Source organism: Bacillus sp. AFS037270 (assembly GCF_002585305.1).
The window spans coordinates 19,159-32,948 of sequence record NZ_NUNF01000024.1 but is presented as its reverse complement, the minus strand read 5'-3'; the positions used below and the strand labels follow the sequence as shown (position 1 = coordinate 32,948).

Below are 13,790 nucleotides of genomic sequence, written 5' to 3'. Positions count from 1 at the left end.
TGTCGCCCCTAAGCGCTGAAGCTAGATAGTCTAAATTAGATAGAGGGCATATTTTGTATGCCCTCTATCTTTAAGAGAATAAATTACGCTTAATTACTTTTGTTCTTTAGCAAGAGCATCTGCCTGTTGTTTAGCAAAGTCTTTCGGCGTAATTTGTTTTCCAAATAGAGCTGTCATTAAATCATGGTGTAATTCAGATACAGCTGGGCTGGATTGAGTATCAAAATAAGTAGTAACGTTTGATGCTTCACTCAAATCCTTCAAGATATCAATGTACATTGGAGAAAGTTTCAAACTAGATGTGTCTACTTTCGTTGCCGGAATAACACCCGCATCAGTAACTGATTTTTTACCCCATTCTTTAACTAAGAATCCAACAAAATCTTTTGCTTCTTTCTTTACTTTAGAATCCTTCGCTACGAATAAACCAACGCCAGGGCCGCCAACATAACTGTTAATGTCTGTACCTTTACCGCCTTCATAAGTTGGGAATTTAAAGTAGCCAATCTTATCTTTAAAATCTTGTTTAACATCAGGGCTTGTAGTATAGTTTGGCAATTCCCAAGTAGCGGTTAAGAACATCGCTGCTTTTTCATTCATAAAGTAACCTTTTGCATCTTCATTTGATAAAGCGCTGGCACCTTTTTCAAAGCCGCCCATATCGACTAAGTTTTGAACTTCTTGACCTGCTTTTACAATAGCAGGGTCAGTCATTTTTGCTTTTCCATGAATAACATCTGTTAAAATCGTAGGTCCACCGATACGATCTGCTAGATACATAAACCAGAAGGATGCTGGCCAGCCATCTTTAGCGCCTACAGTCGCAGGGGTAACCCCGTTTTTCGCTAATGTTTTCACAACATTTTTATATTCTTCAAATGTTTTAGGAACTTCAAGGTTATATTTCTTAAAAATCTCTTTGTTATAGAATACATAGGAGATGTTTAATTCTAATGGGAGACCATAAGTTTTTCCATCAACCGCATAGGATTCTTTTACACCAGGGATAAAAGCGTCTTTAAGATCTGGATCGTTATTTACGACATCGTCTAATGGCTCTAACATGTCACCTTCTACGTAAGGCTTAATAAATCCATCTGACCATGTCATACCAATATCAGGTAATTCATTAGATGAAGCTAATACTTTAAGCTTGTCTCTGTATTGATCAGGGCTTAAAATTTCTGTTTCAATTTTTACATCTTTATGCTGTTTTTCATAATCGCTAATAATATTTTTAACGATAGAGAACTGGGCATTTGAACTGCCTTCTGGCCATAAATGCATAAATTTAATGACTTTCTTGCCGCCGCTTGAAGCGCTTTCTTCACTGGACGAACTTGATGAAGAACAGCCGGCAAGTGCCAAGGCAGCTAGCATTACTAAGGACATCAAGACTGAAATCGTTTTCTTTTTAAACAATTGTTATTCCCCCTATGACCTTTTATTGTGTGTGTTGTTTACATTTATAGCTTAACATTCTGATAGTTTTGAAAATAGGTCACAACGATTAGGAAAAATACCACTATTTTTAGAAAGCCTTTTCATTATTGTTTTTAACAATAAAAAACTCCCAGCTAAAAATAGCTGAGAGCGCCTATAAATCTATCTAAACGATCTAAATCTCGAAAGTTTCAACAGCAGGTCTTCGTAATCTTTTCTTTCCATATTTTCAAAAGATTGAGCTTCTAATTGATTAAACCTCTCTGCTAGCCAATAAGAAGTTAAAAAAATCGTTAATTTATTTTTGGCTATTTCCTCAGGTAAATCGCTTTCAACATTCTGTGAAGAAATAACTGCGTAGGCAAACTTTTCAGCATCAATCTTCATTTTTTTACCCTGTGGATCCATTTCGGCACCCCCCGCTTATTTATAGTAAATTTAACGCTTAAAACTGCCTATCCTATCTCTCATTTCTAAGGCTTTGACAACTTCGGCATACTTCTTTTCGTCAAGTTCATAAAGGTTGATAACCATTAAGGCTACTGCTAATAATACAGCCGGAATGACTGCCGTTGTAATTAAAATTCCTGTTAAAGCATGTGGCGTCTGTGCTTGGTCGGCAACATAACCAAATTGCTGAAGAACCAAACCAGGTACAATTCCGCCTAACGCCATTCCAAATTTAAAGAAGAAACCAATCATAGCATTAATTAATCCACCTAAACGCTTGCCTGTTTTGTAATCGCCATATTCAATAGTCTCCGGAATTAGCGCCCACATAAAGCCTCCGGCAATTAAGCTGCCTGCCGCAGCTATTAAGCGTGCCGCTAAGATAAGTGGAATCGCTGTTGTTGGAATAACCAGTAAAGCAAGAGTTCCAACAATGGTTAAAGATAATGAGACTCTCATTAAGTTCTTCTTCCCTAATTTCTTATTCAGAACAGGCAGGAATGGCATAAGGAGTAGGGCTGGCAAGCTTCCTAACATTCCATACCAGCTAACTAAATCAGGTCGTCCGACATTATAAGTTACGTAATAGATACCGACAGAATTACTAATGGAGTTAATTCCGAAAATAAGAATAAAAAAGACACATAGAACGACAAGCGGGCGATTCACTCTAAATTGCTCAAAAATGTCAGCAAATTTAATTTTTCCATGGACTTCTTTTATTTTTACTCGTTCATTTGTATTCCTAAAGCAGTATAGTAATAAAAGGGCGCCGGCAATCCCCATAATAGTCATTGTCATTTGCCAGCCTGTTTTTGTACTAGTCGAATCTCCAATAAAACTCGCTAACAACGGAACACCAAAAGAAACGATCAAACCACCTAAATTAGCAAAAAACATACGGGTTGAAGTTAAATCAACTACTTCTTTACTATCCCTTGTGATTGCTGAAGTAAGTGCACTATATGGTACATTAATACAAGTATAGGTGATCGATAAACCAATATACGTAATATACGCATATACAAGTTTACCCCAGCCTCCAAATTGCGGTGTGGTAAAACAAAGAATAGCTAATAAAGCAAAGGGTATCGCACCAAATAAAAGAAATGGTCTAAATTTACCATACTTTGTATTGGTTTTATCTACAATGGTTCCAATAAATGGATCACTTAAAGCATCAATACCACGAACAATTAAAAACATGGTTCCAGCAGCTGCAGCAGAAATACCGAACACATCCGTGTAAAAGAAGAGAAGATAGGTTGAAACCGTTTGATAAATTAAGTTACAGGCTAGGTCACCAGATGCATAGCCAACTTTCTCTTTGAAGTGAATTTTCTCTGTTTGTATATTACTCTTAAAAACTTCTTCTTTTGCTAGGCTCATTTTCACCATTCCTTAAAACTTAGTATTTAATAACTTAGTTTGTCCGTCGGTCGAACTAAGTTATCATAATATTATCAAAATATTTTCCATAAAACAATAATTAAGAAAAAAATTTCTTTTTTATTAGAATAAAATAAGGCTCTCTTCTAAAATTTATAGAGGGCATAACCTGTATGCCCTCTATACTTAAGGAATGACTATACTAATCTACTCTTGTTCTTTAGCAAGAATTTCTGCTTGTTGTTTAACAAACTCTTTTGGTGTAACTTGTTTTCCAAATAGAGCTGTAATTAATTCATGGTGTAATTCAGAGACAGCTGGGCTGGTTTGAGTATCAAAATAAGTTGTTACGTTGGAAGTTTCACTCAAATCCTTTAATATATCCATGTTAATCGGAGAAAGTTTCAAGTTTGATGTGTCCACTTTTGTTGCTGGAATGACACCTGCATCTGTAACTGATTTTTTGCCCCATTCTTTTACGAAGAATCCAACAAAATCTTTCGCTTCTTTCTTAACCTTAGAATCTTTCGCTACGAATAAACCTACACCAGGACCACCGACAAAGCTGTTGTGATCTGTCCCTTTACCGCCTTCGTACAGCGGGAATTTAAAATAGCCGATTCGTTCTTTAAGCTCTTGTTTTACATCATGGTTGGTTGTATAGTTCGGTAATTCCCAAGTTGCCGTTAGGAACATGGCTGCTTTTTCATTCATGAAATAACCTTTTGCATCTTCATATGATAATGCACTGGCCCCGTTTATAAAACCGCCCATATCAATTAAGTTTTGAACTTCTTGTGCTGCTTTTAAAATGGCAGGGTCATCCATCTTGGCTTTCCCATGAACAATATCTGTTAAAATGGTTGGTCCGCCAATACGGTCTGCTAGATACATAAACCAGAAGGATGCCGGCCATCCATCCTTAGCTCCTACGGCTGCAGGGATCACTCCATTTTCTACTAATGTTTTCACGACATGTTTATATTCTTCAAATGTTTTAGGTACTTCAAGATTATATTTCTTGAATATTTCTTTGTTATAGAAAACATAGGAAATGTTCATTTCTAAGGGCAGTCCATAAGTCTTTCCATTAACCGCATACGATTCTTTTACACCATGAATAAACGCATCTTTAAGATCTGGATCTCGATTAACAATATCGTCTAATGGCTCTAACATGTCACCTATTACGTATGGTTTAATAAAACCATCTGACCATGTCATCCCAATGTCTGGTAATTCATTGGCAGTAGCTAAAACTTTAAGCTTATCCCTATATTGATCAGAGCTAACAATTTCTGTTTCAATTTTTACATCAGGATGTTGTTTTTCATAAGCAGTAATGATATTTTTCACGATTGAATACTGAGCATTAGAACTGCCTTCCGGCCATATATGCATGAAATTAATCACTTTCTTATTAGTGCTTAGAACACTTCCTTCACCAGACGAACCGGAAGCGGAACAGCCCGCCATCGTTAACGCAGCAAGCATGACCAAGGATACCAATACTGAAATCATTTTCTTTTTGAACAATGGTTATTCCTCCCATGACCTATTATTATCTTGATTGTTTAGATTGATAGGTTAGTATTCAGATAGTTGGAAAATAGGTCTTAGGAAAGAGAACCCGAATTATTGGAAAGCCTTCTCATTATTGTTTTTACGATAGGCGCTAGGTGTTTCTCCTTCCATTTCCTTAAAAATCTTAATAAAATATTTAGCCGTTTTGTACCCAGATTCCTCCGCAATATCGGCAATCGGAAGATTAGTAGACATTAACAATTCCTTGGCGCGTTGAATCCTTCTTCTGGTAACATATTCACTGAAAGTGAGCTTGACATGATCTTTAAATAAAACACTTAAGTAACTTGGATTTAAATGAACATGGTCTGCAACTTCCTTTTGGGTAAGTTCATTTTTTAGATGATGATTAATATAATCAAGCGCTTCACGGATTGGTACCCGATTGGAAGGATTTTGGGTGTTCACATCAACGAGTTTAGTGTCCACCACTTTTTCAATCATTCCTGCCCGCTCTTGTTTCTCAACAGCCTTCACGGCATCCTCCACTGCTTCCATTAGATTTTTTTTGCTAATTGGTTTTAATAAATAGTTAATAACCCCCAGCCGAAGTGCCTCATGAGCATACTCGAACTCCGAATAGGCAGAAATAACGATAATCACAGGTGACATATTTTTCTCTTTGATTATTTTTAGGAGCTCTAAACCAGTCATTTCCGGCATACGAATGTCTGTTAATAGGATGTCAATCTTTTGCTGACGCATAATTTCGATTGTTTCCTCCCCATTAGCGGCCGTAATTATTTGGTATTCCCCTTTTGACCATGTATCCAATGTTTTCTTAAGTCCTTGCCGGGTTCTTGGTTCATCATCAACTATTAAAATCGTTCGTCTATACAACTCGGGTCTCCTCCATCTTTACGGGTATTTCAAAAGAAATGGTTGTGCCAATATTTACTTCACTTGAAATCGTCAAGCCCCTTTTTAAATGAGCATGATAGTATAATAGAAGGCGTTTAAAAACATTGGACATCGCCATCCCATTTCCTTTTATCGAAGGGCCGCCTCCTTCCGTCATGGAGCGTTTTACAACATCTAACTTTTCCTGACTCATTCCAGGGCCATCATCATGTACAAGTATTTCGAGGGACTGCTGATCGATTGAAGGTTGAATTGATACAGTAATGGTACATGGCCTGACTGTATTCCCAGCCCCATGAAGGACCGCATTCTCCACCAAAGGCTGAATTAATAATTTGGGTATTTTTACATCATCCCACTCTGAAGCAATATTCAAATTCCAGTTTAACTGGTCTCCAAAACGCATTTTCATAATGTCCAGATAATCCTCAATATGGTTAATTTCTTCTTTGATGGATACCCAATCGCTATCAGATTGTTTCGTGATGGTATAACGAAATAAGTTGGACATCGCAATGACTAGGTCTGCAAGTTCCTCTTCTTCTTTATCATCCAGTGACCATCTAAGAGCGTCTAATGTATTAAATAGAAAATGTGGATTAATCTGTGCCTGTAGTGCCTTTAGTTCGCTTTGACTGCGAATGATTTCTTTTTGGTAAACCATTTTTATAAGATGATTGGTTTCTTTAACAAGCTGGTTATAGGTACTATTTAATTCGTTGATTTCATTTACTGTTGGGACAGAAGGATTCAAGGATAAAGAACCTTCGCTTGCTTTTTGCATCGTTTTTGTCAGTTTAATAATGGGTCTTGTAATTATGGTTGATAGAAATAATGAACTGATAAAAAAGATAAAAAACCCTATGACTCCTGAAATAATAATCCCCATTCTCAAGACATTAATCCCTTTAGTAAGCGCTTTAACAGGTGTTAAAATAATAAGAGTCCATCCGGTATCTTTCGAAGATTGTTTTGTAACCATATAATCCTTATGGTCCAGGGAAATAATCGACTCATCATTGTTAATAATGGGGGCAGGCGAACCAGTATAGTTTGACAAAATGGGCTTTAAATCTTTGTCTAGTAAAATAGAATATTGATTGGTATCATTATCGTCTTGGTTTGCAAACTGAAAATAATTATGATAAATCCTAACAAGGAGATAACCTCCTTTACCATAGTCATTCCTCATGAGATTCACTCGTCTAAGGGCTAAAATATAATCTGAATTATGAGGATCTTCCCCTATCCAAACCAAACGTCCCTTTGCTTCATCTGCTTGGGCAATCCAACGCTTGCCAATCCGGGCAGCTAAACTGGAGTCATCATTTGGTAACAAGCGATTCTGATTTTTCGTAAAAATCTCGAACGAGAAAATCCCTTCCGTATTTGCTTGAATGGTATTAACCGTTCCCTTTGCTTCTTGAAGTTCAGAAAAACTTACTTTTCTTCCTAAATATGCCTTTGATAAAATCCCTTGAATTTTATCATTTGTCATGACAAGTTTTGAGGCCGTATTCACTTGTTCATATAGTGATTCCAATCTTCCATTTGCCTCAATGGCTGTTTGCTGGATTTGCTTTTCTCCATTATTTTTCAGCATATTGGAAACTTGATTAAAAGTTAAACTACCAACAATTAATAAAACAATGGCCATGACAATTAAAAAGACGACTAAAATTTGATTTCTCATTGTATTCCATTTCTGCAATTTTGAAAGCATTTGGCCACCTTCTATCAAAAGTCTTTAATTAATATAATCATAACTTATTTTAGTATAAAAATAAGGGCAAACAGCAAAAAAAAGGACCAGAAAAATTTAGTAAATTTTGGCCCTTTTTTACTATCACTATTTTTTTTCTTTTAAGTTCAATAGCTCACTTACGGTTAGAAGCTGATAACCTTCAGATTTAAGCTCGAAGACAAGCTTCTTCACCGCTTGTATGGTTTGAGAACGATCTCCATAACCGTCATGGAAAATTAAGATACTTCCATTTTTCACACACTTTCTTGAGGCTGATAGTATATGTTCTACTCCGGGCTGCTCCCAGTCTTGAGCTTCTAAATTAAGGGCACCAATCATAGAATATCCCTTACTCTCGACGATCGAAATCGTGTCATGATTGTAATCGAGATAAGGCGGGCGGAAGACAACTGGCGATTGTCCTGTCAATTCCCGTATTATTTGCTCATTTGATTCAATTTCTGCTAAACATTCTGCAGGAGTTAACGCAGATAATTTAGGATGAGAGTACGTATGATTGCCGATTTCATGACCTTGTTCGGCCACAAGCTTCACAATCCCAGGTTGATCTTTCATTTGTTCGCCAATCATAAAAAAGGTCGCTTTTCCCCCTGCCTTTTCAAAAATATCTAACACTTCCGGGGTATAAATAGGGTTCGGTCCATCATCAAAGGTAATGGCTACTGCTTTTTGAGTGATAGAAACTTCGGTAATCATAGTTATCTCGGTCAATTGGTTCACTCCTAATAGAAAGTAATTATTTGTGAGGTTTACTGATCTATTGACTACCCTTGGCATTCTTTTTTCTCTCGCTCGGTCGTCAATAAGGTCTATTGACTACCCTTGGCACTCTTTTTTCTCTTCCTCGGTCGTCAATAAGGTCTATTGACTACCCTTGGTACTCTTTTTTCTCTTGCTCGGTCGTCAATAAGTCCTATTGACTACCCTTGGCTTTCTTTTTTCTCTTGCTCAGTCGTCAATAAGGTCTATTGACTACCCTTGGTACTCTTTTTTCTCTTGCTCAGTCGTCAAAAAGGTCTATTGACTACCCTTGGTACTCTTTTTTCTCTTGCTCGGTCGGCAATAAGTCCTATTGACTACCCTTGGCACTCTTTTTTCATCTTGCTCGGTCGGCAATAAGGTCTATTGATTACCCCACTAGAGGCCGAACCATTAATAAGGCCCTCTAATAGAATTCTTTACTTTTTCCAGGTAAAAGCTTTGAAGCATCTGTCTTTCTTCTTCTGTAAACGATTTGGTATCCAATGCTGACAGATTTTGCTCTACTTGTTTCACGTTTTTAAATCCAGGGATGATGCACGTAATCTCTTTTTGATCTAAAATCCAGCGTAGGGCGGCGCTAGCCATAGATTTTCTGCCTTCTGCTATCCATTTAAGCTGGTCAGCTAATTCCACACCCTTTTGGAAACCCAGTCCGGCAAACGTTTCTCCCACGTTAAAAGCCTCTCCATTTTCATTAAAACGGCGGTGATCATCCGCTTCAAACACATGGTTACTTGTAAATTTCCCTGTAAGCAATCCGCTTGCAAGCGGTAATCTTACAAGAAGTCCCACTCCCTTTTCATAGGCTTCAGGAAGTAAATCCTCTAATGGCTTCTGTCGGAAGATATTAAAAATAATCTGAAGGCTTTTTACATTTGGGTTTTCCAAACAAATTAAGCCTTCTTCGACTGTTTCCACACTAACTCCGTATTGGCGGATCTTCCCTTCTTGCTTCAATCGGTCAAGTACTTCAAACACACTGCCATCTCGCAATATTTCTGTTGCCGGGCAATGAATTTGATACAGATCAATTGCTTCCCGCTTTAAACGCCGGAGGCTGTCCTCGCAATAGGCGCTTACCTTTTCGTAGCTGTAATTTTGCGGGTCAAAAATGTCTCCTTTACGGCAAAACTTCGTTGCAATATGGATTTGATCTTCGCGCCCCTTTGTGGCTTTGGCCAATAGCTCTTCACTATGACCGTCCCCATACACATCAGCTGTATCAAAGAAATTAACACCTTGACCAATGGCATAATCAAGAGATTTTAAGGCTTCCTCGTCACTTGTCTTACCCCAAGAACCACCGATCGCCCAAGTTCCAAAGCTTACTTCACTGATTTTGATTCCTGTATTTCCCAATTCCCGATAATTCATGTCATCATCTCCAATAAATAAATTAAATACAGTCCCACTCAAACCCAATTTTCTTCAAGAATGCCCTGGCCAATACCATATGCCCCGCAGTGGATGGATGAACACGATCCCAAGCAATTATCGCAGGATAGAGCTCCTTTAATACTTCATTAAAAGCGGCTTGGGTATCTACAAATAAACAGCCAGTCTCTTCGGCAATTTTCCGAACGATTTGTCCATATCTGTCCATCGTTTTCCGCATCAGGTCCTGTTCATTGCTTTCCAAATAAAACGGAGTCATAAGGACAAGGCCCTTTGTGAGTGGCTTGGTTTCTGTAACAAGCTTACGCAGCGTTTCCTCATATTCGTCAGCATATACGTGCCATTCTTTAATGAAAGGCGTATCATACTGCCGCCAAACATCATTGATGCCAATCATGATTGATAACCAGTCTGGTTCTTGATTCATGACATCTTCTTGCCATCTATTTTTTAAATCGCGAACGGTGTTACCGCTGATTCCCTTATTTACAACTCGGATGCCAAACTCCGGATAAACTGCCTGCAGCAGTGCATCAACGTATGACACATAGCCTTTCCCTAGAGCACCAAATAACCCTTCTCCTTCAGGTTTCGCTCTCTCACAATCCGTTACGGAATCCCCAATAAATAGTAGTTTTTGAGCTGGTACAAGCTTCATTCATTTGCCCTCCACATCCATTAAAATGACTTACTAAAAAATTCGAGTAAGTAATACTCTATCTTTCAAAACGGAACCAGCCAAAATCAAAATTGCTTCCCGGCAGGAAGATAAAGGTCACTTTTTGTATTCCAGTGATTCTTTCCATTTCAAAAACTCGCACTTCATAGTTATCCGATTGCGTAAATTCGACGAGTTGATTGGATTCACCTGCTTCGTTAGCAAAGCGAATATGAATGGTATTTTTGTCAATCGGCGACCTGCCAAAAATCACAAGTTTCATAGACCCTTCACTGGTAAAATCCAGCTGTTCAAACTCTAGTGAAACATTGTTTCCGATTCCTTCAACGTTAGTTTCTTTTACTGTAAACGTATCCCCATAGATATGGTCACTTTCGGCAGCGAGATTTCTTTCAAAGGCTCTATTCTTCTTTTCAAAAGAAAATCCTTTAATATGGACCTTCTTATCGAGGACAAAACAAATGGAAGTGATGCCTCGAAGTCTTTTGGACAAGCGATACGTTTCATCTTGGTAGACATTCCACTTGGATTCTTTTTGATAGATGACATCCGCTATTAATTCGCTTCCAGCTTCATCAGGCATTCCTTCCCAAATCTGCAAGGAATACTCTTCGCTTGATAAGGCAAAAATCGGAATCGTTATCGTATCTGAACCATACGTCCCAAAGTCAATTCCTCGAAAACCTACCTGTGTTTCACCATCTCTAGCGGTAGCAACTCCTCTTTCGTTTCCGTTTCCAACTTCGCCTTTACTATAATCATAGAGTCCTGCAGAGATAAATCCATAAGCATCCTTATAGGCAGTGCCAAGACCCTCTACCGTAAATTCCAGCTGAGAGATTAATTTCGTTTTGTCCGTACCATTCTTACTGGTACAACGAACGCGGAATTCCCCGTCTCCTAATGCTGTAATCTTTGCTTCCTGGCCAAACGCTTCTACTACGGCAATATTCGACTCAATCCCAGTTTCATTGACTACGCTCCACTCTACTTCACGGTAAGAAGTATTTTCTGGGAAAAATCTTGCTCGAACAATTCTCTCTTTTTGTGATGCATCAAACACTTGTCCGTCTTCGCTGATGATTTCAATCTTACGAAGAGGGATATCTTCGCTCATGCCCATAACAATCGGCAGGTCCTGGTTCCTCGTATCTGCAGAAATCCCTTCGACTGGGTCATCTTTTACTGGTAAAGCCTCAAATTCTACTTTCTGGCTTTCTAAACCTTCGGAAGAAACTTTAAGCTGAATCGTTCCGGGTTCTAGTGTCGCTCCGATGATGGCCATTAGCTTGCCGCTGAATAATCTTCTGCTTACCCCTTTATACTGGTCATAGTCGGTGCTGTCCCCATTATCAAGGCCCATCAAGCGGCCAGCTCCGGTCACATCCACACGCACCCGATTGTTGGCATTCTCCACTGGAGTGCCATTCTCATCTTCCATGCTAATTTCGACAAAAATTAAGTCTGTACCATTTGCGATTAGCTGTTTCTTATCCGCGTTCAAACTGATGTTTTTTGCATCTCCAAATGATTTTTTAATATCTGTTGCAATGATGCTGCCTGCTTCGTCATAGGCGATCGCTTTTAATTCCCCTTCTTCGTAAGGAATCTTCCACCAGCCAACAAGCTGTGTCCCATTTACATGGTCGATTTCATGGGTTCCGATGGTCTTCCCATTGAATTGAAGTTCAATTTTCGGTGCATTCGAACAGACTCGTACATCAATCATTTGTCCTTTATTAAAATCCCAATAAGGCAAAATATGAACCATCGGCTTTGTCTTGTAATCTGTCCATGCTGATTGATAAATGTAATAGGAATCCTTCTTAAAAGTAGCCGTATCAATCTGACCAAAATAAGAGTTCTTCGTATGGTACGGTGTAGGTTCCCCGATATAATCAAACCCTGTCCAAATAAATTGGCCAAGTGAGAAAGGTGTATCCCTCTCGGCTAGAATACAGGCCTCTGCTGACTTTGCCCCCCAGCTCGTTGAACTATTTCCAAGGGCGGAACATTGTTCGTCATCATCTGCCAAAATTGATTTTTCAAAAGGGAAATGATAGATTCCCCTGCTTTGAACGACAGAGGCGGTCTCACTGCCATAGATAATCCAATCCGGATGCTCGTCGTGATGTTTTTGATAATATTTTTCTGCATAGTTATAACCAGCAACCTTCACCAGATCGGCACATTTTTGTGCGTTCTCCCACGGCATATAATTGGATCCAATGGTTACCCTGGCATTTTCGTTTGGATCATATTTTCGCACCTCATCCATGAGCATTCTAGTTACTTCTTGCCCTCTTTCATCTGCATGAGTATCATATATTTCATTTCCAATACTCCACATCAAAAGACTTGGATGATTCCGGTCACGCATGACCCAGCTTTTTACATCAATAGCCGCCCAAGTCTTAAAAAATCGTGCGTAATCATAAGTTGTTTTGGATCTTTCCCACATATCAAAAGCTTCCGAGACAATCAGGAACCCCATCTCATCGGCTAAGTCCATCCATTCTTTGGCCGGCATATTGTGGGCTGTTCGGATGGCATTAACACCCATTTCTTTTAATATATGAAACCTTCTCTTTAAGGCTGTTTTATTAAAAGCGGCTCCTAAGGCCCCTAAATCATGATGCTCACAAACCCCATTTAATTTCATCTTTTTACCGTTTAATTTAAAACCTTGTTCGGGATCTAGGGTAATGGTCCGAAATCCAATATTCTGTGAAACAGATTCGACTTCTTCAACTGTATCAACGAGCGTTAATTGAGTAATCAGCTGATAAATATTTGGCTCATCCATGCTCCAAACCTTCGGATTTTCTACCAATAGCATTTGTTGGTTATGTAAACGGGAATGACCTCCTACAGCAATCTTCTCTGAAGATGAGGCAATGATTTTATCCTGATACATAATCGTATGAGTGAGCTGCACATCTTCAGCAAGGTTCAATTCAGTATCTACTTCTACCTGCCAGCTATCCCCATTCTGTTTGGTTGTTATGTAAATGCCATCCGTTACAATTTGGTTTACTTCTCTTGTTTTTAACCAGACATTCCGATAAATACCGGCACCCGAGTACCATCTGCTATTCGGACTTTGATGCACCACTTTGACGAGAATTTCATTTTCCCCTTCCACAAGGGTGTCTGTGATCTCATGTTCGAATGATGAATATCCATACTTCCATTCGCCTATATACTGTTGATTTACATAAAGCGAAGAATCCATATACACACCATCAAAGGATAAGAGGACCTGTTTGCCTTCTCTGGAATAGGTAAATCTCTTACGATACCATCCGATACTGTTTTCATATAGATTTCTAGTATTATAGATAAGCCAATCATGGGGCAAATCAACAGGTTCAAATGTTAGACCGGTACTATCAGTCACGTCAAGACCGCTTTTTGTAAATTCCCAGCCATCATTAAAAAGTATTTTTTTATTCATGTTTA

At 38.6% G+C, this 13,790-nt stretch carries 10 protein-coding genes; all 10 read right to left on the bottom strand.

All coding sequences use genetic code 11. The annotated features are described in order from the left end of the window. Nucleotides 1-93: 93 nt before the first annotated feature. The 10 genes from COD92_RS12545 to COD92_RS12500 all read right to left on the bottom strand — a co-directional run bounded on the left by COD92_RS12545 (nt 94) and on the right by COD92_RS12500 (nt 13,785). On the bottom strand, nt 94-1,392 hold the full coding sequence (locus COD92_RS12545; protein WP_098531845.1) for an extracellular solute-binding protein: 1,299 nt from the start codon (nt 1,390-1,392) through the stop codon (nt 94-96). A 213-nt stretch (nt 1,393-1,605) separates the two neighbouring features. Next, entirely contained in the window at nt 1,606-1,851 is a 246-nt protein-coding gene (locus COD92_RS12540; protein ID WP_098531764.1) for a hypothetical protein, read from the bottom strand. Nucleotides 1,852-1,881: 30 nt separating this feature from the next. After that, the gene (locus tag COD92_RS12535; protein ID WP_098531763.1) at nt 1,882-3,282 is read right to left on the bottom strand and encodes a glycoside-pentoside-hexuronide (GPH):cation symporter; all 1,401 of its coding nucleotides are present in this window, start codon (nt 3,280-3,282) and stop codon (nt 1,882-1,884) included. Between the two features lie 207 nt (nt 3,283-3,489). Then, the gene (locus COD92_RS12530; RefSeq protein ID WP_098531844.1) at nt 3,490-4,803 is read right to left on the bottom strand and encodes an ABC transporter substrate-binding protein; all 1,314 of its coding nucleotides are present in this window, start codon (nt 4,801-4,803) and stop codon (nt 3,490-3,492) included. A 114-nt stretch (nt 4,804-4,917) separates the two neighbouring features. Beyond that, nucleotides 4,918-5,706 carry a response regulator transcription factor gene (locus COD92_RS12525; RefSeq protein WP_098531762.1) on the bottom strand — a complete coding sequence of 263 codons (789 nt, stop codon included), beginning with the start codon at nt 5,704-5,706 and terminating at the stop codon, nt 4,918-4,920. Beyond that, entirely contained in the window at nt 5,699-7,450 is a 1,752-nt protein-coding gene (locus tag COD92_RS12520) for a sensor histidine kinase (protein ID WP_098531761.1), read from the bottom strand. The genes COD92_RS12525 and COD92_RS12520 overlap by 8 nt, the downstream gene beginning before the upstream one ends. 126 nt (nt 7,451-7,576) lie before the next feature. Further along, nucleotides 7,577-8,188, bottom strand: a complete 612-nt coding sequence (locus COD92_RS12515; protein WP_098531843.1) for a polysaccharide deacetylase family protein — start codon at nt 8,186-8,188, stop codon at nt 7,577-7,579. A 456-nt stretch (nt 8,189-8,644) separates the two neighbouring features. Continuing rightward, nucleotides 8,645-9,628 (bottom strand): aldo/keto reductase, encoded by a 984-nt coding sequence (locus COD92_RS12510; RefSeq protein ID WP_098531760.1) that lies wholly within the window; start codon nt 9,626-9,628, stop codon nt 8,645-8,647. Nucleotides 9,629-9,650: 22 nt separating this feature from the next. After that, complete coding sequence (locus COD92_RS12505; RefSeq protein ID WP_098531759.1) at nt 9,651-10,307, bottom strand: SGNH/GDSL hydrolase family protein; 657 nt, start codon at nt 10,305-10,307, stop codon at nt 9,651-9,653. Between the two features lie 58 nt (nt 10,308-10,365). Further along, nucleotides 10,366-13,785: a glycoside hydrolase family 2 TIM barrel-domain containing protein gene (locus COD92_RS12500; protein ID WP_098996375.1), complete on the bottom strand. Its 3,420-nt coding sequence runs from the start codon at nt 13,783-13,785 to the stop codon at nt 10,366-10,368. Nucleotides 13,786-13,790: the final 5 nt, after the last annotated feature.